This is a genomic window from Snodgrassella alvi, from assembly GCF_002777745.1.
GTDB lineage: Bacteria > Pseudomonadota > Gammaproteobacteria > Burkholderiales > Neisseriaceae > Snodgrassella > Snodgrassella alvi_D.
The window spans coordinates 37,718-58,267 of record NZ_MEIO01000049.1; the positions used below are offsets into that span (position 1 = coordinate 37,718).

Genomic DNA, 20,550 nt, shown 5'->3' on the forward strand with positions numbered 1-20,550 from the left:
AACGTTTGTAAATAGGTAGATAATGTAAAAATCTCTGGTTAAATCTAAGACTGCGGCTGTAACCACTGCTGTAACAGCATCGCATTATCAATGCTTAATAGTGCTGTGTCAGTTACTGCTGTCTGTGCCAGTAAGGTAGTCTGTTGTAATAGTCCATCACGTATAAAATGTATTCGTACTGATTCGCCAATATGAATACGTGCCCACTGATTATTGAAATCAGTAATGATTTCATCATTAAGAGCGATAAGCTGATCACCAGCACACAAGCCTGCATTCTCGGCACTACCCAGATTAAATACCTGCTGTAGGCTGATGCCAAATGCTGCTGATTGAAAACGGGCACCCAAGTCTGCACAGGCCTGTTCGTTGGCGGGGATGTGTTCGACATATGCACCGCCATGCTGGCGTGGCAAGGCCGCCCAGTGTAATTGTACTCCGGCCTGCTGCAACTGTTCAGACAGGGGTAAATCAGTGGTAGTCATAATATATTGCTGATAAATCTGAGCTAAATCTATACCAGTAGCCTGTTGGGCAATTTTCAGCCATTCATTTTCTGTCAGACCAATGCCCCGCTCACGCCAGTCCTGATATAAGGCACGCATAATATCGTCCAGATTTTTCTGCTGTCCGGTTTGCTGGCGGATATAGTGATCCAGACACAGGGCTGCCAATGCACCTTTCTGATAGTAGCTGACAATAGCATTAGCACTGTTTTCATTCTGTTTATAGAATTTTGTCCACGCAGTGAAGCTGGACTCTGCCAGACTTTGCTTCAGCCTGCCAGTACCTTGTTGCACTCGGGTAATGGTTTTGGCCAGTAGTTGTAGATATTGAGCTGGAGTAATCACACCACTGCGAACCAGAAACCAGTCATCATAGTAAGAGGTAATGCCTTCAAATGCCCATAACAGACGTGTATATGCTTCTGTGTTCAGTTCACTGCTGGCAAAAACTGCTGGAATGATGGATTTCACATTCCATGCATGAAAATATTCATGGCTGAACAATCCCAGTAAGGTGATATAGGCATCATTATTTTTGCCATCTGTTTGCGGCAGATCATGCCGATCAGCCATAAGTGCCGAAGATGATCTGTGTTCCAGTCCGCCATAAATGCCGTTTCCGACAAATAATAGAAAGCTGTAACGCTCAAATGGCGCCGGTGCGGCAAACATGGCTATTTCACTGGCGCATATTTTGGCTACATCATCTACCAAACGCTGCTGGTCAAACCGAGAAAAGTGTCCGCTGATGATAATTTCGTGTTCAATACCGCCTGCTGTAAATGGTAGACGCAGCAGATGACCCATTTCCACCGGATAATCAATCAGTGCTCGGTAATTGCTGGCCTGATAAACCTGTGGTTGTGATGTTTGCGGCATAGTAGTAGCTATGTCCCAGTTTTCAGGCAAGCCGGTAATACTTAGCTGGCATGTTTCCTGCTGACGCTGGTTATGGCGTAAAAACAGACAAGCACCATCAAAGAAGCCTCGTTCAGTATTTAAAAATGAGCCACGCACTGAGGTATCAAAGGCGTAAACCAAATAGCAGATTTCCCAATTACCAGCCTGTCCGCTGCAAACCCAGGTATTTTTATTGACCTGTTCAGCTGATGCTGGTGTGTTGTTGCAACAAGCCGATAAAGTGATGATGTGGCGGGCAAAATCACGAATCATATAACTGCCGGGTAACCAGTTGGGTAAACTCAGGCTGAAATCCTGACTATCCGATTGTGTAAAGCTGAAATGCACTTGCCACAAATGCTGAGTCAGAGAGTAGGGTTGCAAATGATAGTTAAGCATAATCTGTGCCTCAATCACGCAGGAGGAGAGTATCCGTGTTTTGCTTGTTACTGGGAAAGTAAAATTATTGGTTTGATCAGTTCAATCTGCCATGATTATCGTTTTTTGGGTAGCTGAAGTTTATTGTTTGCGTTTCGTCTGTCCGGAATGCATTCAGGCTGTCTGAAATAGCCCGGTGGGTTCAGACAGCCTGCATCTGCCGACAATAGCTTAGGCGAACGGCGTAACTTCCATGCCAAACATGGCACGGGCGGTATTCAGCATCTGGCAGCTAAAGCCCCATTCATTATCGTACCATGCCAGCACTTTGACCATATTGCCATTGGTTACTTTAGTTAAAGTACTGTCAAAAATCGAAGCCTGAGGCATGTGATTGAAATCGGTAGAAACCAGTGGCAAAGTATTGTAGCCTAGGATGTGCTGCATACTGCCTTCACTGGCAGCTTTAACGATGGCATTCACTTCTTCTACACTGGTATCACGTGCCGCTTCAAAGGTTAAATCAACCAGTGAGACATTGATTGTGGGTACGCGTACCGAAAAACCGTCAAATTTACCCTGTAATTCAGGTAGTACCAGTCCCACAGCCTTGGCCGCACCGGTTTTGGTTGGAATCAGGTTTTCCACCGCACTGCGGGCACGGCGCAAATCTTTATGCCGAACATCTGTCAGAACCTGATCATTGGTGAACGCATGAATGGTAGTCATCAAACCTTTCACCATGCCCAGTCCGTCATTAATGGCTTTGGCGACTGGTGCCAAACAATTGGTTGTGCAGGAGCCGTTGGATACCACTGTCATTTCCGGTGTCAGTACCTGATGGTTCACACCATATACCACAGTAGCATCCACATCGGCACCCCCGGGTGCAGAAATCAGAACTTTTTTCGCACCACTGTGTAAATGAACACTGGCTTTTTCCTTGCTGGTAAATGCACCGGTACATTCCAATACCAGATCAACACCTAATTCACCCCAGGGCAGTTCTGCCGGATTGCGGGTAGCGAAAAAGCGGATACGATCGCCGTTAATGATTAAAGCATCATCATCACATGAAACATCTGCGGTAAAACGGCCATGAACCGTATCGAACTTTGTCAGATGGGCACTGGTTTCCAGTGAACCACTGGCATTTACCGCGACAATTTCAAACTGGTTGCGCAGGTTATAGTCATAAATTGCACGCAATACCTGGCGGCCGATACGGCCATAACCATTAATGGCAACTTTTAATGTCATGCTTATTCCTTTTCAAATCAACAAAACCGGTCAGGTGATTTCGGGTTTCAACAGTGCTAAATAGTTTAAATCGCACAAAAAACACCATGTATTATTATAGCGGAACCAGCCTGATTCCACATCTGCATTAGCGTATGCCTGTTTCAGCAGCGGGCATGGTCAATATTTGCTGGAAAGACTGTGCCATGCTGTTTATATCCAGCCAGCCCATAGTGCTGAATACGAGTAGCAGCATACCCCCTGCCAGACTGGTAACTAAAAAATAAATAATATAAGCCAAGGCTACTTTGAAAACATTTTGCTGGCTGATACGTACAAAACCAGATACCTGCACCACCATTGTCCATATCAGCCAGAAAGATCCCGCAGTGGCTAATGCCTGTGGCCAGTACAGCATCGCTATCATTGGTAGTATCAGCGCCTCAGTAACCAGTACATAACCATACCATTGCCCCGGCTGCTTGCTGTAGTAGCCTAAAATGGTCTGCATTGTCATACCCAGAATACCCCAGCGCAACACTGTTAATGCCAGAATGAAAACGGTTATACCAGCCTGATGTCCCAAAAGCTGCGACATATTGGCCATATTGATCAAGCCTAGCGTCAGCAAAACCGGCACTATAATTAACGGAGAGTAACGATAATGCGTTTTAGGATAAAAGCACAGACGCAGGGCAGCCCATGCGTCCAGAAAAAATTGATACATTACATTAATACCACAATAGTTTGTTAAATAAACCAAGACAACTGCTTCAGAAACGCTGCCAGCTTGTCGTGTGTCGCTGGTTGATACAGTGTCCGGGGATTTTTGCCAGTGCTTATAGAATAATCTTTGATGCAGTATAGCTGTCTTATTCTACTGCATCATAACAATACACCGGTTAAAAAGCCGATATATGCTTTCTATGTTATGCATTGCACTGCAAAGCAGCGTCGCCTCTAAATTGTGTTGCGTGATGTTAGAGCTGCTGTGTATCGTGAATTTCCGCCGCTTGCAGTGTATTTTCCATTAAGGTCGCGATAGTCATGGGGCCAACTCCACCCGGTACCGGCGTAATCATTGCAGCACGTTCTTTGGCTGTCTCAAACTCTACATCACCGCATAGCTGCCCGTTTTCCAGTCGGTTAATCCCCACATCTATAACCACTGCACCCGGTTTAATCCATTCACCTTTGACAAACTCTGGAATGCCGACACCTGCTACCACAATATCGGCGGCAGCAACTTCCTGCGCCAGATTCTGAGTAGCACTATGACAAACTGTTACGGTTGCACGTGCCAGTAGCAATTCTAATGCCTGCGGTCGGCCGACAATATTTGAAGCACCAATCACGACGGCTTTTTTACCGGTTATTTCAACCTGATAAGCATTGAGTAATGTCATCACTCCTTTAGGTGTACATGGGCGCATTAACGGCATTTTCACTGCCAAACGGCCTACATTATACGGATGAAAACCATCTACATCTTTGTGTGGCACAATTCGTTCCAGTATCTTCTGACCGTCAATATGCACAGGCAGAGGCAATTGCACCAGAATACCGTCAACACCGTTGTCAGCATTCATTTCGTCGATCAGTGCCAGTAATTCAGCTTCACTGGTCTGTGCCGGCAACTCGTAGCTGCGTGATTCAAATCCGATGGTTTCACAGGCACGTTTTTTATTGCGTACATATACTGCACTGGCTGGATCTTCGCCTACCAGCACCACAGCCAGACAGGGACGGTGTAGCCGGTTGTCCAGCCGCTGTTGTACGCGCGCAGCCAGATTTTGTAGAATTTGTTGGGAAATTTTTTTACCATCAATGAGTTGTGCGGTCATCAGAATATTCCAGACAAAAAAGGAAAGATTATGCTGCTGGCCAGCAGTCAGCAGCCAATATTCAGAAAAATAGTATTGTCGCATTTTTTTTCGGCGGTTTCATCTGCTTTTATCTACTGCCACCAACATAAATCGGCAATAATTCAAAAATATGGCAAAAAAATCTGCTTTACCTCTTGACGATAGTTTTTTAGAGCTGTATAGTTCGCCTCTCTCGTCGGGGTGTAGCGCAGCCTGGTTAGCGCATCTGCTTTGGGAGCAGAGGGTCGTGAGTTCGAATCCCACCACCCCGACCATATCGACTGAATCCTTGTCCGGATAGATTTGAGAGTACGCGCCCGTAGCTCAACCGGATAGAGCACCGGCCTTCTAAGCCGGGGGTTACAGGTTCGATTCCTGTCGGGCGCACCAAAGTTTGAAAAAGTTTTTATGGTGGCTGTAGCTCAGTTGGTAGAGCCCTGGATTGTGATTCCAGTTGTCGTGGGTTCGAGCCCCATCAGCCACCCCATTATAAAAGCCCAAGCCATATGCTTGGGCTTTTAAATTTTATACGCCATTCTTTTATAATCTGGTATCGCCTGCTAAACTTACTATACATTACGCTTTACCATATAGTTGCTTATAAAACTGCTAACCCGCTATGAATAAAACTGCAACTGAACAGCCCTTGTTAACCATAGCCTTGTGTGCCGGAGAAGCATCCGGTGATTTACTGGGTGCTCATCTGATGAATGCTATTCGTACGCGCTATCCGCATGTACAGTTTGTCGGTATCGGCGGGCCGAGAATGCTGGCTGCGGGTATACAGAGCCTGTATGATCAGGAAAAACTGGCGGTACGCGGTTTTGTTGAGGTAGTAAAAAAGTTACCGGAAATTCTCGCCATTCGTCGCGGTTTAATTCAGGCGCTGAAAAAAATCCGCCCGCACGTGTTTGTCGGTATTGATGCGCCAGATTTTAATTTGGGCGTTGCTGAAAGCTTAAAGCATGTTGGCATTGCTACCGTACATTATGTCAGCCCATCTGTGTGGGCATGGCGGCGTAAGCGAGTAAAAAAAATTGTTAAGCAAGTAGACGAGGTATTGTGTCTGTTTCCGATGGAACCAGAGCTATATCAGCAGGCCGGTGGTCGTGCCCGCTTCGTCGGCCATCCCCTTGCCCAGACTTTGCCATTGGTTGTTGACCGAATGGCAAAACGGCGGCAACTGAAATTGCCTGAACAGGCACCAGTATTTGTCTTAATGCCGGGCAGCCGCGTCAGTGAAATTGATTTTATGGCACCACTGTTTTTGCAGGCAGCAGAAATTATTTATCAGCGTTATCCGCAGGCACAGTTCTTATTGCCACTGGCAACGACGGCAACACGGCAGCGGATGCAAGCCATACTGGTTCAGCCAATCTGGCAGAAATTGCCAGTTCGTTTAATGTCTGCACATGCAGAAATGGCTTGTCAGGCAGCAGATGTGGCGCTGGTTACCAGTGGAACAGCCACACTGGAAGTGGCTTTATGCCAGTGTCCGATGGTAATCAGTTATAAAATTTCCTCCTTAACTTATGCTTATGTCAAACATAAAATCAAGGTTCCGTATGTTGGCTTGCCAAATATCCTGTTAGGTAGAGGCGTAGTACCCGAAATGCTACAAGGTAACGCTACAGCGCAAAAACTGGCGCAAGCAGTGATTCACTGGTATGAATCGCCGCAGGAAATACAAAATTTGCAGGCTGATTTTTCAACATTGCATCAGCAATTACGCTTAAATACAGATGAACTGGCTGCACAGGCCGTATTACAGCATGCAACGGGGCAGATATGAGTATAGATTTAGCAGTTTTGCCTAGTCATGCAGGTGTGGATGAAGCGGGGCGCGGACCTTTAGTTGGCAGTGTCTATGCCGCAGCAGTTATCTTGCCTGCAGATTATGACTTACCCGGTCTTACAGACTCAAAAAAATTATCTGAGAAGAAACGCGATGCGCTGGCTGTGCTGATTAAGCAGCAGGCAACGGCTTGGTCAGTGGCAGCGGCTGATGTAACTGAAATTCATCAATATAATATTCTGTTTGCAACTATGCGCGCTATGACACGGGCAGTAGCAGGCTTGGATGTCACACCAGCCAAAGTCTGGATAGATGGTAACCGTATACCAGCTGATTTGACACTACCGGCAGAGGCAGTAGTAAAAGGTGATCTGAAAATAGCTGCTATTTCTGCTGCTTCGATTCTGGCTAAGACGGCGCGGGATGCGGAAATGTATGCACTTGATCAGCGCTATCCCCAGTATGGTTTTGCCAAGCATAAAGGTTATGGTACAGCCGCACATCTGGCTGCTCTAAAGCAATTTGGTGTATTGCCACAGCATCGTCAGGATTTTGCACCAGTAAAAGCATTACTTACGTGTGGGAAATAATTTATTTGATATTATCAACCCGTGAAATTTAAAAAACAGCTTTTCTAAATTCACAAGCTGACAGTAAAAATCATCAGCTACTAAATAATCCTTGATACGAATAATTATGTTCTAACTACTGTATTTTTCTGCAAATTTCTCATCGGATGTGCATAAATAAACAATGAATTCAATAAAGGCGATAAAACTTGGGATGTATGTCCAGCAGAAAACTAGGTGCAATATGCCTTGCAGATTTCGATTTAAGTAAAATTTATGTATTTCTAAACCACCAAGAAACAAAGTAAGTAAAGCGGCAACAATACGACTTTTGGTACAAGTGTTATTTTTTACTACTGCTCCGCAATGAGGACAACTTTTTGCTGTTTCTGTATTTATTTACCACAACCTTGACAATAAATCATTACGTCTCCCATTTATTTAAGCAGCATACCAGCTCATATTGTTAATCACAGCTAAATAGTCATTAATATTTTTGCGTTTTGATAACAGAAATTTAGCCATCAGGTCAAAAGACAATAAATAATCTCAAGAATTATCACCTGTGATCAAAGCAAAGATACAGAATTTATATTAATGCATTGACCGAATAATATATTAGTTATTGATACAAATTAAAGATTAAATTTGTTATTTGTTGATTTAAGCTAATAAATCAATAATTTATATTTTTATGTGGATAGGTCCAATAAAATTGACCATACAAAAATATTATTAGGTTTTTTAAGAATTATTAGTGAAATGCAAATTACTTATAACTAATACATGCAATATTTTCTATGATATAAAACTGACAGATATACAAATGATATGGACACTATGTCTAGTACTATAAAATAAAAAACGCTTTCTGGATAGAAAGCGTTTTGGCTGTTATCTATTTACAATCAGTCCACAAACTGTTTTTTAATCCGTTCACGCCGTTCCTGTGCTTCGACTGACAGAGTTGCAGTAGGGCGTGCCAGTAGCCGCTTCAGGCCGATAGGTTCACCTGTATCCTGACAAAAACCATAATCACCCTCATCCAGCTGGCGTAGAGAGGCCTGAATCTTGCTCAATAGCTTACGTTCGCGGTCACGGGTACGTAGCTCCAGTGCGTATTCTTCTTCCAGCGTAGCACGGTCTGCCGGGTCAGGCGTAGTAGCCTGTTCCTGTAAATGACCGGCGGTGTTGTTGGCGTTATGAATCAGTTCATCCTGAAGTTTCAACAGCAAATCACGGAAGAAAGTTTGATGTTCTTCATTCATGTACTCCTCTTCAGGGCCATTCCAGGCTTGGATATCTTGTTCTGTGAGTTTAGCCATTGTATACAGTCTTTCTTTTGCGTAGCTCGATTAAGCAATTAGCTCAGGAATTGACAGCTTGATCTGTCTTTGAACACAACAGATGCTGACTGTCATGCTGTTAAAAAAGTTCGGGCATGATAGCATGTTTTTATAAATTCTTCGTAATTTTGCATTCAACTACATTATCCACTAATCAGCCAGTATGAAATTTTGTTGGTTGCCTGTGGTAACCACCATTCCAGACAAAGCCATAATACAATCAAAACAACTGTCGCAGAAAAATCGTATTTACCAATTCGCAGAAAGGCAAATGGACGGGTTAGTGGCATATAAATACGGTGTAAGGTAAGCAGTAATACTGAATAAGGTTTGCACAGACTTAAAAACATCTGTATTACCAGCCCGATAAATAATGCATAGCACAGAGCTTTCAGCGAAAACAGAATACTAAAGAGCAGACTGGCAGCGATAATACGCCCATCCGGCTGTATCCATGTAAAGGTAGTAAACAGACTAAGTGCTGTAGCCAGATAATAAATGATGATGGTAGCCAGAATACAGGCAGTGTCCCATTGACCCAGTGGCGGAGTGATTCTGCGCAAAGGACGTATCAGCCAGTTGGTACTGTGCACGCAAAACTGGGCTAACGGATGCAGAAAAGGTAATTTACCCCATTGTAACAAAAGCCGTGCCCAGCACATAATGGCCAGAGCACTGGCTAATAAAAATAATGTTTTACTAATCACACTATACCTTAAGGAACCAGTTGTTTTTGCATTTCTTCTGCCCGCGCAATACTGGCGGACACCCCATCAGCCACTACTTGTGTCAATTGATGCTGATCAAATATCGAGGTAGCTGCAAACGTAGTGCCACCTTTGGAAGTCACATTTTTTTGTAACTGGACAAATTCAAGACCAGATTGTTCTGCCAGAGATACTGCACCTTTGAATGTGCCCAGACTTAAATGACGTGCTTCCTCTGCGCTGAAACCCTCACGTATGGCTGCCTGTTGCAGGGCATTGAGAAAATAGAACACATAGGCTGGGCCACTGCCGCTGATACCAGCAATACGATTAATGCCACTTTCTTCTTCCAGCCATACTACATCACCCGTGGTGCGCATAATGTTTTCTGCAACAGCCCTGTCGGCTGTATCTATGGTGGCTGGTGCAAATAATCCGGAAATACCTAAGCCGATCTGGCACGGGGTGTTGGGCATAATCCGGATGATACGCTGGTGATTACCTAAAAGCTGGCGCAGAATATCCACGGTTAATCCGGCGGCAATGCTCAGTACCAATGCACCATTTACTTTGATACCGGCGGTAGCCTGCTGCATATCCTGTGGTTTAACCGCCAGCACTAAGACATCAGTAGCAGTCAATTCAGGTAGTTTCTCACTACTGCATACCTGATAACAGTTGCTCAAATGCTCGCGCTTCTCCTGATTACGGTCAATGACTACAATATCATAGCCACCTTGTTTGCTCATGCCGGCAACAATCGCAGACGTCATATTGCCACCGCCAAGAAAATAAATGCTCATATATTTTTCCTCTTTTTATTAAACATCGGACAGCTGAATCAATAATATCGCTACTAGCCTGATAAACTAAATCAATATTAATTTTACAATAACTATTATTTGCTGGTTACATGCATACGATAAAAATCGTCAGGTAAGCGCATAAAGCAAGGTATCCATTCCTGTCATAAATTGATGTTTATTAAATTCATTTTAGATGAATAAAAACAATACGGTATATGCAAATTATATGTTGATAACATAATTTATTTTAATAAAGATAGAAGAGTTCAAGAGATTTATGGCAACGATAAAATCAACAATTCGCATGACCAGTCGCAGTGTTCTCATGATATTGATAGAAGCATATTGGGTGCTTGTAAGACGATGCACTCAGAACATGAGGAACAAGACATAGCGACAGCAAATGCTCAAGCGCCAGTTCCAATAGCAGATTATGATTCCAAAATAGGATTTAAAAGGCATGAAAGTTTAAAGGCAATGAATCCTAACTATGAAACTGCAAATTATGTGTATAGTAGCAGCATTCAGCCAGATACTGCACAATATAAAAATTATTCAGCTAATCCGATAAAACAGGTGATTGCAGAGCCAGTCAGTACTTTTAGTTTGGATATGGATACAGCAAGGTATGCAAATAGCAGGCGATTTATATCCGTGGGCAGCAGTTGTATCCGGATACCGAGCGGGTAGAAGAGTTTATTAATTATTTTCCAGCGGTTCGATGTATGGTTCGGATAGATTGGATTCATTGAAACATTCATTAAAATTATTGGTAAACAAGCTGCGCCCACCCAATAAAGCTTCCATTGTTAGCTATGCAGGAAGTGCTGGTGTTGTTTTGGAACCGACATCAGGTGGCAATAAAGCCAAAATTCTGGCCGCTACTGATAAATTTGAGGCCAGAGGCAGTACCGCAGGCGGGGAAGAACTGAAACTAGCTTATAAAATGACTGAACATAGCAAAATCAATAGCGGGATTAATCGGAAATTGCTGGTTACAGATGGTGATTTTAATGTTGGTATTAGTAGCGATGAAGAGTTGAAGGCATTTGTGACTACCGAAAAAGAGTAAGGGATAACTTTATCCACATTAGGTTTTGGTGACGATATTTTTAATGATGCCATGATGGTGCAGATAGCTGATGCAGGTAATGGTAACTACAGCTATATTGGCAATCTGAAAGCAGCGCAAAAAGTGGTGCAGCAAGAGATGAGTGCCACCTTAGTGGTTGTAGCAAAAGATGCCACAGCGCAAATAGAATTTAATCAACAGCAAGTATGGGAGTATCATCAGATTGGCTATGAAAAACGGCAGTTAAAACAGGAAGACTTTGATCATGACAAGGTAGATGCCGGTGATATTGATGCCGGAAAAAAGTGGATTAGTTTTTACCTATAAACAAGAAAGCGCTGGTTAGCTCCTTTAGCAAAGCTGGAATAGAAGCGCGGTTTACGGCAGCTGTAGCTGCATATGGGTAAAAGTTACGTCATAACCCTGAATTGTCTCGGCCACTTTACCAGCAGATAGTCAGCTGGGCGAATAATGCTAAAGATAAAGACCCGCAAAGCTATCGCGGTGAGTTTGTACAACTAGTTAAAAAAAGAGACTCTAGACGATAGAGAGTAAATGTCAAAGTTAATATCAAAACAGTATTGAAATCATCAGATTCCATACAGCAATGATATGGTTTTGCAATTGCTGTGCTTATTTACCTATAAGAGTGAACGGGAATCACTGGATTTGCCTGCATCAAATTAAAAGCCACCTTTAAAAAGTTAGCTTTTGGTTTTGAATTTCTTTCAAATAATTTTTGTCTTCTCAATATGGATAAGGAAGTGTTAGCATCATTATCATGTAGCCCGAGTGTAATATACTAACTTTCTGCAATAAGAATAAATTATTTCAAATATAACTGAATGTAATTCAATGCACCTACCTATTTCTAAATTAATGAGCGGTTTGAAGAAACGCATACACATTTTGGCTTGGTTAGCCTTAGTTGCTCTATTTATTGGCCAGTTGGGTTCTGTATATTGGATATTTGAACTGTTTTCGCACTTCACCCCGTTTTATGTGCTGTTATTTTTTCTGGTATGTTTTTGTTGTCCAAGCAAAAAACAGCGTTTAGTGTTTGCTATTGTTGCTGCTGCTGGTTGTTATTGGTGTTTAACACCATGGTTCAATACTCATTCAGCCGATACCACGCAAGCAAAACCTGTACGTTTCTTGAGCTATAACGTGTTGAATATCAATGCGTATATAGATACTGAAAGCAAATGGCTGTTGAGAAATAATAGTGATATTATTTTTCTGACGGAAACTTCTCTGGCTTGGGGTACGGCACTTCAGCCATTGGCAGCAACTACCCAGCATTGTGCCGAGTATAATGATTCTCCTTTTGGTATGGCTCTGTATTCACATCTGCCTTTAACAAGCTGTGAAGTACGCTATACCACCGATAACGATATTTATCCCTATATCCGCGCCCAACTGCAAAATGGTCTGGTGGTATATGGTATTCATCCGCCACCGCCGATTACCGCGACACTGGTACAAGAGCGCAATAATCAGTTGCAGGCACTAGCTACCATGATTAAGCAGGAAAAAAATAATGTCATCGTGCTGGGTGATATGAATATCAGTGCTTTTTCACCAGTTTTTCGTGATTTTATTCAGGCAGCTGATGTACATCTGACCAGCCCGCGAGCGCGGCCAACCTGGCTGCCAGCTTTGCTGTCGATTGACCATGCACTGGTACGGCAACCAGATAAAATAGTGGCGACAGGGAGCTATAGCTGGCATGGCTCCGACCATAAAGCGATATGGATTAGTTATGTGCCATGACATTGTATAGACAGGAAAAAATAAACACCTATCTCCGAATTAATACATAGTACCATAACCTCTGTCTTCGAATACTGAACAGGAATTGTCCAACCTGAAAATGATTTCATGAATTATGTCATTAAATATTATTCAGATTTAACAGCCGCTATAAACATATGGTTCGTCGGGTGCGGGTTGCTCGTATGTACTTTGTATAAATAACCTATACAGTATCGCTTGTATGGTGCATAAGATAGGGTATGGACAAATATATGTCGCCATTGATGTGAAAAGCAAAATTCCGGCTTGAGTTGTTGTTATAGGTAATGATTTATCTCGACTAGTATAATCTGCGTATAATCAGCTTCGTTTAGCACGTATGGCTAGTTAGCCAATTATTTTCAAATCAGGCATCCTGATTTACCGGATTATTAAATGGCATTAATATGAAAAATATACTTTCAATTCAGTCTCATGTGGTATTTGGCCATGCCGGCAACAGTGCTACAGTGTTTCCAATCCGTCGTTTAGGAGTGAATGTCTGGCCATTAAATACTGTACAGTTTTCCAATCATACCCAATATCAGCAATGGAAAGGTACGGTAATGCCAGCTTCGCATTTGCTGGATATTGTCGATGGCATTGCAGCAATTGATGAACTGAAAAATTGTGATGCAGTATTAAGTGGCTATATGGGGTCAGCCGAACAGGGCAATGCCATTATTGATATTGTCAAGAAAGTGAAGCAGACTAATCCGCACGCAATTTATTTCTGTGATCCAGTTATGGGACATCCAGAAAAAGGTTGTATTGTGGCTGGTGGTGTGGCTGAATTTTTATGTGATATAGCATTGCCATTGAGCGATATGATTGCTCCAAACCTGTTTGAGCTAGAAGAGTTAAACAACAGACAACGCATTCATAATATTGAAGAGGCTATTGCAGCCTGCCGCGCGTTATGTAATCAAGGGCCCAAGGCTGTGCTGGTAAAGCATCTGAGTCGCGCTGGTTATCAGACCGACCGTTTCGAAATGCTGCTGGTTACTCATGAAGCAGTTTGGCATATTCATCGACCGTTGGTCGATTTTGGAGCGCGCCAGCCCGTAGGTGTAGGTGACATGACCAGTGGAATTTTTCTGGCAGATTACCTGTCTGGTAAATCTCTGCTTGAGTCGTTTGAACATACTACCGCAGCAGTTTATGGTGTAATGCTGGAAACCTTAAAACGCCAGCAGTATGAGTTGCAAGTGGTTGCAGCACAGAATGAAATCGCTCAGCCAACATATCAGTTTAAGGCTGAAAAAATAGCCTGATCTGTGTATAGGTTTTAACCAATATTGGCTATTGCAGTTTTACTGCCGGTAAGAAATACTTACCGGCATAATTTTTATCTGATTTCTTTGTTTTTAATTAATTATTTTCTATGTGTTCCTAGCTGCGGCGGCCGAAAATAGCACTACCTACCCGTACATGGGTAGCGCCACAGGCAATCGCGGTATTTAAGTCCGCACTCATACCCATAGACAGCACATCAACGGCAAATCCTGCCTCACACAGTTGCTGCAATAAGGTTTGCATCTGGTTGAATTGCTGTCTCAGTTCAATCTCGGTGCTATTGGCTTTAGCCACACACATCAGACCGCGCAGTTTCAGACGTGGAAAAGAGCTGATGGTTGTGGCCAAAGTCAGTAATTCGGCACTGTCTGTGCTAATACCATGCTTATTAGCTTCGGCAGCAATATTAACCTCAATACAGACATTTAGTGGCGGTAAATGTTCTGGACGCTGTTCGTGCAGCCGCCGGGCAATTTTCTCACGATCAATGGTATGCACCCATTGTGCCCGTTCTGCCACAATGCGGCTTTTATTTGACTGAATATGGCCAATCATGTGCCAGACAATATCCAAATCGGCCAGTAGGCTGGTTTTTTCAGTGAATTCCTGAATATAGTTTTCACCAAAATCACGTTGGCCAGCCTGATACAGAGTAGCGATATCATTGACAGGAAAGGTTTTACTGACAGCGATGAGTTGTATAGACTGGGGTGCTGCGGTTTGCTGACGCACACTGATTATGTCAGCCAGTACCTGCTGCCAGTGTTTAATTAGAGAGTCTGCATTTTTCATATTGAATAATATTTTCAGTTTTTTGGATTCAATCTAGCTGTTTTTATATAAATTTTATCAAGGTGACAAATATTTTCATTTTAAAGAGACGCTAACTTGATTAGAATAAGAATAATATTTTATGCCTGCATGACGTGGGCAAGCATAACGGAGTAAATATGCAGCTAACAGATTTATTGGCCTTCGGCGTTAAAAATAAAGCTTCCGACTTGCATCTGAGTGCTGGTCTGCCTCCCATGATACGCGTTAATGGTGATATTCGCCGTATTAATCTGCCCGAACAGAGTGCAGAAGAAGTAGGCAAAATGATTGCCTCTATCATGAACGATTATCAGCGCAAGGATTATCAGCAAAATCTGGAAACGGACTTTTCGTTTGAATTACCCAATGTATCGCGGTTTCGTGTCAATGCTTTCAACACTGAACGCGGTCCCGCCGCTGTTATGCGTACTATTCCCAGTAAAGTTCTCACACTTGAAGAACTCAGAGCACCAGCGATTTTTCAGAAAATCGCAGAGAAGCCACGTGGACTGGTGCTGGTAACTGGACCTACCGGTTCCGGTAAATCAACCACGCTGGCTGCAATGATTGATTACATTAATAATAATGATGCTGGACATATTCTAACAATTGAAGACCCGATTGAGTTTGTACACCAGAGTAAAAAATCGTTGGTAAACCAGCGCGAATTGCATCAACATACACACAGTTTTGCTAATGCTTTGCGTTCAGCCCTGCGTGAAGACCCAGATGTGATTCTGGTGGGGGAAATGCGTGATCCAGAAACCATTGGCTTGGCTCTAACAGCTGCTGAAACCGGTCACCTTGTGTTCGGTACCTTGCATACCACAGGTGCGGCCAAAACAATTGACCGTATTGTGGATGTATTTCCGGCAGGCGAAAAAGAAATGGTTCGCTCCATGCTTTCGGAAAGCTTGCAGGCAGTGATTTCCCAGACTCTGTTAAAAACCAAGGATGGCAATGGTCGTGTGGCAGCTCACGAAATCATGATCAGTACACCGGCAGTACGTAATCTGATCCGTGAGAATAAGATTGCTCAGATTAATTCTACCTTGCAGACCGGACAGAAAGTCGGGATGCAGACACTGGATCAGTGTTTACAGCAATTGCTGCGCGAAGGACGTATCAGTTTAGAAGTTGCCCGTTCCAAAGCAGCGAATCCAGACCAATTGGTGGGATAATTATCTATCTTTTTTATTTAGGAAGGCGTGTTGCTATGGGTATGTTGAAAGACTCCACCAAAGAGTCCGGTTTATCTGATTTACTCGCAGATATGGTTAATCAGTATCAACATCCCGCCGCTACTACAGCGACGGTCACCTCTACAGCGACGGTCACCTCGACTTCCAGCGCAGTAGTTACTCCGGTTGTTCCCTCTGATGCAGCGGAACAACCGGTATCACCGGCCAAATCGGCTACAAAGGCAACAACGGGAATAGTTGCAGAAGAGGTGTCAGCACCGGTTGCTGAAAAAATACCCACACCTGCTTCACTTGCATCTGAGATCAAAAAAACAGCAAAATCCAGAAATACAATGACAGAATCATATAAAACAGATATCAGTCCAAGCGCTGCTGCCAGTACACCGCCTCCTGTCACACTGGAGCGGGAAACTGTCCATATTCATCCAGTGCTGGAAAAAATGGCTGTGGAAGCTGTACGATTGAATGCAGCAGATATCTTTATCAGCCCGGGTTTTCCTCCATCTTGGAAAATTGATGGCAAGATTGTGCCCGCACCGACTAAACCATTAACAGGAGAAGAAACCGCTAAAATTGCCATGTCAACCATGACAACGGCGCAACGTCAGCGGTTCATGGCAGAGCTGGACTTGAACTACAGCATAATAGCCAAAAATGGCGTGCGTTTCAGGGTTAATGCCTATCATGAGCAGAGTAGGGTTGGTTTGGTATTACGCCGGATTACTACCGATATTCCCACTACTCAGAGCCTTTTTCTGCCGCCAGTGTTAGATGAGCTGGTAATGAAAAAACGTGGTCTGATTATTCTGGCAGGTCCTACTGGTAGCGGTAAATCCACCACTATGGCCGCTATGCTGGACTATCGCAATGCAAATTCTGCTGGCCATATTCTGACCATCGAAGATCCGATTGAATACGTCCACAAACCCAAGAAAAGTATCATTACCCATCGTGAAGTAGGTGTGGATACCTTAAGTTGGGACAATGCCATGCAAAGTGCCTTGCGTGAAGCGCCTGATGTTGTATGTGTGGGAGAGGTGCGCAGTGATGAAAGCATGGAGTATGCGTTGAAAATGGCGCAAACTGGTCACCTGTGTTTCTTTACCTTGCATGCCAGTAGTGCTAATCAGGCCATTGAACGTATTATGAATTTTTATCCGGAGGAACAGCATAAACAGGTGCTGATGGATCTGGCTCTGAATCTGGTATGTATTATTGGCCAGCGTCTGGCCACGAAAAAAGATGGCAAAGGCCGCCGCGCTGTGACTGACCTGTTAATTAATACAGCTACTGTTCAGGACTATATCTATAAGGGTAAATTAATGCAGATAAAAGAACTGATGGCCAAAGCAGGTAATGATGGTATGCAAACTTTCGATCAATGTCTGTTCCAATTATATGTTGATGGTATCATTGATTTTGAAGAAGCTTTGCGTCAATCTGATTCGCCGAATGATTTACGCTTGCGGATTAATCTGTATGAGCAGGGTGAAAAAGGTGCAGCAATTTTCGATACGGGAGCAGAATTAAACCTGATTTAGACTGAAGTCGATCCTTTAATTTATTATTACTCTTATCATTCAGGCAAAGCAACCAGCTTTGCCTGTTGTATTATAGGTTGCACTTCATCCAACCTGTGCACTTATATCACGGAATACTAAATGACCATGAAAGCCATGATTCTTGCTGCCGGACGCGGCGAACGTATGCGTCCGCTTACCGACACCACCCCAAAACCCTTACTAAATGTGAGTGGAATACCGTTAATTGGTCATCACTTGCGGCACTTACAAGCCGCTGGTTTCCGCGATATCGTGATTAACCATGCTTGGTTAGGGCAGCAAATCGAAGCCACTCTGGGTACAGGAGATACCTACGGAGTGAATATCCGTTATTCTGCTGAAGAAGAAGGAGGTCTAGAAACTGCTGGAGGGATTACCACCGCCTTACCCTTACTTGGCCACAAGCCGTTTCTAGTTATTAATGGCGATGTATTAACCGATATTAATTTTGCCCAAGCTATAAAGATTGGTAAAAAAATACAACAAACAGGCAAACTAGCGCATTTGTGGCTGGTTGAAAATCCACAACACCATCCTGAAGGTGATTTTAGCCTCACTCAAACAGGAAATGTAATCCAACCACAATCTCATAAACCGACATTAACTTTTAGTGGTGTTGGCGTTTATCATCCAGCCTTGTTTAACAATATTCAGCCACACACTCGTGCCAAACTGGCACCTTTATTGCGTACCGCCATGCAGACAGGCCAAGTTAGTGGTGAATATCATGCTGGCTATTGGCTGGATGTGGGAACAGTAGAAAGATTACATAAAGCTAATCAATTAGTTAATAAAATCTGTGGTGAATAACTAACAGGTATAGCCAATATACAGTAACATTATTTATTCAGCTGGCGAAATCCGCTTTTACAGAGTATTTGATTTTCCTGCCAGTACCAATTCTATTTTTCGTAATTAAGCAGTATAAGTATGCAAACACAGCAGTCAGAGCAAACTACTACCCGTATCTTAGGTGTTGATCCCGGGAGTCGTGTTACCGGTTTTGGGGTTATTGATGTAATCGGTCGCCAGCATATCTACGTTGCCTCTGGTTGTATTAAAACCACTGTGGGCGCTACTCTGGCTGAGCGTATCCGGGTGATTGTGCATAACCTACGGGAAGTTATTGCAACTTATCAGCCAACACAAACTGCTGTAGAACAGGTATTTGTTAATGTTAATCCAGCAGCCACACTGGTGTTAGGACAGGCGCGAGGCGCAGTAATCGCCGCATTGACATTAGGTGAATTACCAGTGTTTGAATATACTGCCCTACAGGTAAAACAGGCAGTAGTAGGGCAGGGTAAAGCAGCCAAAGAGCAGGTACAGCACATGGTGGTACAAATGCTATCCTTGTCTGGTACACCACAGGCAGATGCTGCGGATGCACTGGCTGTGGCTCTAACTCATGCATTACGCAATTATAGTCTGGCATCCAGAATTCAACAGGGGCTAACCATTAAATCCGGCCGTTTCCGTTAAATCATGTAAGCCAGACAATATCTTGCTATTTTTTTAAATGATTACTTTGCGCATTGACAAAATTAATTATTCTGACTGACCTTTGCCTTAAATAGTAAGATCAATAATCAAATCCGATTTCTTATATACCTTGAATCTATAAAGCTGTAGGAGGGAGATAAATTGTAAATTTATTAATTGGTTGAAGCAGAACACTATACGGGTGCTGCTGTTCATCCTCATTAACCAATTTCATCCGGCTTAACAGACCAAATTGCGCTGATTCAAGTTTTGCCGGTTTCACGTCCAGACGATCATGCCAAACCCGATAAGTACCCAATTTACCATTGCGACGGTAGTAAAAACCCGCCAGTGGGTGAGTCAGATAGACCAGAGCTGTTTCGGTATCAGGAAAACCCTGAAAATGAAATTCCTGATCAGGGTACTGGCTTAATTGTACTTGTGCGGGAGCCCAATCTGCCTGAGTATGCATTTCATAGTGACGATAACAGCCAGAATTCTGGTCGAAGCCACAATTAAAACTCATTTTGCCGGGGTGCCACGGTAGCTTCCACACATGACGTGGCACCATAATAGTCCAAGAATCCAGCGTTGTACCAAGAAACCAGACACAGCGTTCTCCAGTAGCGGTATCAATAATATAAATCCGGTAATTAGTTTGTCCCATAGTAAAAACAGGAAAAGGATAAACCGCCGAGGTAAAATCCACATCCATAAATGGCACAACAGATAGCAAACCTTTTTCCTGCCCATCAATTATGACACTATCCAGCTGGAAACGAGGGGGGAATAATCCGGCAAATTTATCTGCATCGACCGCATAAGTAATAATGGCAAAATGTTTTAATTTACAGTCCACATCAATTCCAGACGGTACTGGACGTGGATGTAGAAAATCCTTAAATTTAAGCGGCGCTAGCATATATATATCCTTGATTCTCGTCTGGAAAGTCTAAATAACATCAAATCACAATAGAATCCATATGATTAAGTATACATAAAAAATTTACAAAATCAAACAAAAATTTATATATATTTTCTATAAAAATAATATCCAGCGTATCTGAGTTTTAATTTATATCTGAAATAAAGGAAATTTTAGTACAGAGGCTTAAAATAAAAAATAACATATAATAATTAATATTTTATATATTTAAGATCAATGATCATATTTCATATAAATAATAATCTGCGGCAGTATTTAAATAATCCATTGTT

21 protein-coding genes, 3 tRNA genes and 1 pseudogene are annotated in these 20,550 nt (G+C 43.0%); 15 read left to right on the top strand and 10 right to left on the bottom strand.

Going from position 1 to position 20,550, the window contains the following annotated elements; all coding sequences use genetic code 11:
- Positions 1 to 44 precede the first annotated feature (44 nt).
- The 4 genes from BHC51_RS06185 to folD all read right to left on the bottom strand — a co-directional run bounded on the left by BHC51_RS06185 (position 45) and on the right by folD (position 4,867).
- Positions 45 to 1,805 carry a M61 family metallopeptidase gene (locus BHC51_RS06185; RefSeq protein ID WP_100153604.1) on the bottom strand — a complete coding sequence of 587 codons (1,761 nt, stop codon included), beginning with the start codon at positions 1,803 to 1,805 and terminating at the stop codon, positions 45 to 47.
- 210 nt (positions 1,806 to 2,015) lie between these two features.
- Positions 2,016 to 3,044, bottom strand: a complete 1,029-nt coding sequence (gap, locus tag BHC51_RS06190; RefSeq protein ID WP_100100743.1) for a type I glyceraldehyde-3-phosphate dehydrogenase — start codon at positions 3,042 to 3,044, stop codon at positions 2,016 to 2,018.
- A gap of 127 nt (positions 3,045 to 3,171) precedes the next feature.
- On the bottom strand, positions 3,172 to 3,750 hold the full coding sequence (locus BHC51_RS06195) for a hypothetical protein (protein ID WP_100100742.1): 579 nt from the start codon (positions 3,748 to 3,750) through the stop codon (positions 3,172 to 3,174).
- Between the two features lie 253 nt (positions 3,751 to 4,003).
- A complete protein-coding gene (folD, locus tag BHC51_RS06200) occupies positions 4,004 to 4,867 on the bottom strand; it encodes a bifunctional methylenetetrahydrofolate dehydrogenase/methenyltetrahydrofolate cyclohydrolase FolD (protein ID WP_100100785.1) in 864 nt (287 codons plus the stop codon).
- Between the two features lie 218 nt (positions 4,868 to 5,085).
- On the opposite strand from folD, the gene BHC51_RS06205 reads away from it, so the two are divergent.
- The 5 genes from BHC51_RS06205 to rnhB all read left to right on the top strand — a co-directional run bounded on the left by BHC51_RS06205 (position 5,086) and on the right by rnhB (position 7,273).
- Positions 5,086 to 5,163: transfer RNA gene (locus tag BHC51_RS06205), tRNA-Pro, on the top strand.
- Between the two features lie 38 nt (positions 5,164 to 5,201).
- A tRNA-Arg gene (locus BHC51_RS06210) sits at positions 5,202 to 5,278 on the top strand.
- Between the two features lie 21 nt (positions 5,279 to 5,299).
- Positions 5,300 to 5,375, top strand: a tRNA-His gene (locus tag BHC51_RS06215).
- A 132-nt stretch (positions 5,376 to 5,507) separates the two neighbouring features.
- Positions 5,508 to 6,680 (top strand): lipid-A-disaccharide synthase, encoded by a 1,173-nt coding sequence (gene lpxB / locus BHC51_RS06220; protein WP_100153586.1) that lies wholly within the window; start codon positions 5,508 to 5,510, stop codon positions 6,678 to 6,680.
- Positions 6,677 to 7,273 carry a ribonuclease HII gene (rnhB, locus tag BHC51_RS06225; RefSeq protein WP_100100740.1) on the top strand — a complete coding sequence of 199 codons (597 nt, stop codon included), beginning with the start codon at positions 6,677 to 6,679 and terminating at the stop codon, positions 7,271 to 7,273. Before lpxB ends, rnhB begins: the two co-directional genes overlap by 4 nt.
- A gap of 111 nt (positions 7,274 to 7,384) precedes the next feature.
- Here rnhB and BHC51_RS13175 read toward each other — a convergent pair whose 3' ends face one another.
- The 4 genes from BHC51_RS13175 to proC all read right to left on the bottom strand — a co-directional run bounded on the left by BHC51_RS13175 (position 7,385) and on the right by proC (position 10,108).
- Complete coding sequence (locus BHC51_RS13175; protein ID WP_306807355.1) at positions 7,385 to 7,651, bottom strand: TM2 domain-containing protein; 267 nt, start codon at positions 7,649 to 7,651, stop codon at positions 7,385 to 7,387.
- A gap of 509 nt (positions 7,652 to 8,160) precedes the next feature.
- Positions 8,161 to 8,577: an RNA polymerase-binding protein DksA gene (gene dksA, locus BHC51_RS06235; RefSeq protein ID WP_037407116.1), complete on the bottom strand. Its 417-nt coding sequence runs from the start codon at positions 8,575 to 8,577 to the stop codon at positions 8,161 to 8,163.
- Between the two features lie 164 nt (positions 8,578 to 8,741).
- A complete protein-coding gene (locus BHC51_RS06240; RefSeq protein WP_257381752.1) occupies positions 8,742 to 9,305 on the bottom strand; it encodes a YggT family protein in 564 nt (187 codons plus the stop codon).
- 8 nt (positions 9,306 to 9,313) lie between these two features.
- Positions 9,314 to 10,108: a pyrroline-5-carboxylate reductase gene (gene proC, locus BHC51_RS06245; RefSeq protein ID WP_100136147.1), complete on the bottom strand. Its 795-nt coding sequence runs from the start codon at positions 10,106 to 10,108 to the stop codon at positions 9,314 to 9,316.
- Between the two features lie 366 nt (positions 10,109 to 10,474).
- On the opposite strand from proC, the gene BHC51_RS06250 reads away from it, so the two are divergent.
- The 6 genes and pseudogenes from BHC51_RS06250 to pdxY all read left to right on the top strand — a co-directional run bounded on the left by BHC51_RS06250 (position 10,475) and on the right by pdxY (position 14,251).
- Entirely contained in the window at positions 10,475 to 10,801 is a 327-nt protein-coding gene (locus tag BHC51_RS06250) for a VWA domain-containing protein (protein WP_100100738.1), read from the top strand.
- A gap of 31 nt (positions 10,802 to 10,832) precedes the next feature.
- Entirely contained in the window at positions 10,833 to 11,183 is a 351-nt protein-coding gene (locus BHC51_RS06255) for a VWA domain-containing protein (RefSeq protein ID WP_100100737.1), read from the top strand.
- 54 nt (positions 11,184 to 11,237) lie between these two features.
- Positions 11,238 to 11,510, top strand: coding sequence for a YfbK domain-containing protein (locus BHC51_RS06260; protein WP_180296690.1), 273 nt, complete (start codon positions 11,238 to 11,240; stop codon positions 11,508 to 11,510).
- A gap of 95 nt (positions 11,511 to 11,605) precedes the next feature.
- Positions 11,606 to 11,731: pseudogene (locus tag BHC51_RS13290) on the top strand (hypothetical protein); the annotation flags it as partial.
- 340 nt (positions 11,732 to 12,071) lie between these two features.
- On the top strand, positions 12,072 to 12,956 hold the full coding sequence (locus BHC51_RS06265) for an endonuclease/exonuclease/phosphatase family protein (protein WP_180296448.1): 885 nt from the start codon (positions 12,072 to 12,074) through the stop codon (positions 12,954 to 12,956).
- Positions 12,957 to 13,384: 428 nt separating this feature from the next.
- The gene (gene pdxY, locus BHC51_RS06270) at positions 13,385 to 14,251 is read left to right on the top strand and encodes a pyridoxal kinase PdxY (protein WP_100100734.1); all 867 of its coding nucleotides are present in this window, start codon (positions 13,385 to 13,387) and stop codon (positions 14,249 to 14,251) included.
- A 118-nt stretch (positions 14,252 to 14,369) separates the two neighbouring features.
- Here the strand turns inward: pdxY and BHC51_RS06275 are convergent, their stop codons facing one another.
- The gene (locus BHC51_RS06275; protein ID WP_100153587.1) at positions 14,370 to 15,065 is read right to left on the bottom strand and encodes a YggS family pyridoxal phosphate-dependent enzyme; all 696 of its coding nucleotides are present in this window, start codon (positions 15,063 to 15,065) and stop codon (positions 14,370 to 14,372) included.
- 158 nt (positions 15,066 to 15,223) lie between these two features.
- Here BHC51_RS06275 and BHC51_RS06280 point away from each other — a divergent pair, with 158 nt between their 5' ends.
- From BHC51_RS06280 to ruvC, 4 genes are all read left to right on the top strand, one after another.
- On the top strand, positions 15,224 to 16,267 hold the full coding sequence (locus tag BHC51_RS06280; RefSeq protein ID WP_100100732.1) for a type IV pilus twitching motility protein PilT: 1,044 nt from the start codon (positions 15,224 to 15,226) through the stop codon (positions 16,265 to 16,267).
- Between the two features lie 35 nt (positions 16,268 to 16,302).
- Positions 16,303 to 17,829 carry a PilT/PilU family type 4a pilus ATPase gene (locus tag BHC51_RS06285; protein ID WP_306807527.1) on the top strand — a complete coding sequence of 509 codons (1,527 nt, stop codon included), beginning with the start codon at positions 16,303 to 16,305 and terminating at the stop codon, positions 17,827 to 17,829.
- A 126-nt stretch (positions 17,830 to 17,955) separates the two neighbouring features.
- The gene (gene murU / locus BHC51_RS06290) at positions 17,956 to 18,660 is read left to right on the top strand and encodes an N-acetylmuramate alpha-1-phosphate uridylyltransferase MurU (RefSeq protein ID WP_100136181.1); all 705 of its coding nucleotides are present in this window, start codon (positions 17,956 to 17,958) and stop codon (positions 18,658 to 18,660) included.
- A gap of 120 nt (positions 18,661 to 18,780) precedes the next feature.
- Positions 18,781 to 19,332, top strand: coding sequence for a crossover junction endodeoxyribonuclease RuvC (gene ruvC / locus BHC51_RS06295; RefSeq protein ID WP_100100731.1), 552 nt, complete (start codon positions 18,781 to 18,783; stop codon positions 19,330 to 19,332).
- Positions 19,333 to 19,468: 136 nt separating this feature from the next.
- Here the strand turns inward: ruvC and BHC51_RS06300 are convergent, their stop codons facing one another.
- A complete protein-coding gene (locus BHC51_RS06300; RefSeq protein WP_100153588.1) occupies positions 19,469 to 20,254 on the bottom strand; it encodes a DUF2071 domain-containing protein in 786 nt (261 codons plus the stop codon).
- Positions 20,255 to 20,550: the final 296 nt, after the last annotated feature.

Coding starts and splice junctions, on each gene's coding strand:
- BHC51_RS06185 (WP_100153604.1), bottom strand. CDS start 1,805: ATGCTTAACTATCATTTGCAACCCTACTCTCTGACTCAGCATTTGTGG.
- gap (WP_100100743.1), bottom strand. CDS start 3,044: ATGACATTAAAAGTTGCCATTAATGGTTATGGCCGTATCGGCCGCCAG.
- BHC51_RS06195 (WP_100100742.1), bottom strand. CDS start 3,750: ATGTATCAATTTTTTCTGGACGCATGGGCTGCCCTGCGTCTGTGCTTT.
- folD (WP_100100785.1), bottom strand. CDS start 4,867: ATGACCGCACAACTCATTGATGGTAAAAAAATTTCCCAACAAATTCTA.
- lpxB (WP_100153586.1), top strand. CDS start 5,508: ATGAATAAAACTGCAACTGAACAGCCCTTGTTAACCATAGCCTTGTGT.
- rnhB (WP_100100740.1), top strand. CDS start 6,677: ATGAGTATAGATTTAGCAGTTTTGCCTAGTCATGCAGGTGTGGATGAA.
- dksA (WP_037407116.1), bottom strand. CDS start 8,577: ATGGCTAAACTCACAGAACAAGATATCCAAGCCTGGAATGGCCCTGAA.
- proC (WP_100136147.1), bottom strand. CDS start 10,108: ATGAGCATTTATTTTCTTGGCGGTGGCAATATGACGTCTGCGATTGTT.
- BHC51_RS06250 (WP_100100738.1), top strand. CDS start 10,475: ATGCACTCAGAACATGAGGAACAAGACATAGCGACAGCAAATGCTCAA.
- BHC51_RS06255 (WP_100100737.1), top strand. CDS start 10,833: ATGTATGGTTCGGATAGATTGGATTCATTGAAACATTCATTAAAATTA.
- BHC51_RS06260 (WP_180296690.1), top strand. CDS start 11,238: ATGGTGCAGATAGCTGATGCAGGTAATGGTAACTACAGCTATATTGGC.
- pdxY (WP_100100734.1), top strand. CDS start 13,385: ATGAAAAATATACTTTCAATTCAGTCTCATGTGGTATTTGGCCATGCC.
- BHC51_RS06275 (WP_100153587.1), bottom strand. CDS start 15,065: ATGAAAAATGCAGACTCTCTAATTAAACACTGGCAGCAGGTACTGGCT.
- BHC51_RS06280 (WP_100100732.1), top strand. CDS start 15,224: ATGCAGCTAACAGATTTATTGGCCTTCGGCGTTAAAAATAAAGCTTCC.
- BHC51_RS06285 (WP_306807527.1), top strand. CDS start 16,303: ATGGGTATGTTGAAAGACTCCACCAAAGAGTCCGGTTTATCTGATTTA.
- murU (WP_100136181.1), top strand. CDS start 17,956: ATGAAAGCCATGATTCTTGCTGCCGGACGCGGCGAACGTATGCGTCCG.
- ruvC (WP_100100731.1), top strand. CDS start 18,781: ATGCAAACACAGCAGTCAGAGCAAACTACTACCCGTATCTTAGGTGTT.
- BHC51_RS06300 (WP_100153588.1), bottom strand. CDS start 20,254: ATGCTAGCGCCGCTTAAATTTAAGGATTTTCTACATCCACGTCCAGTA.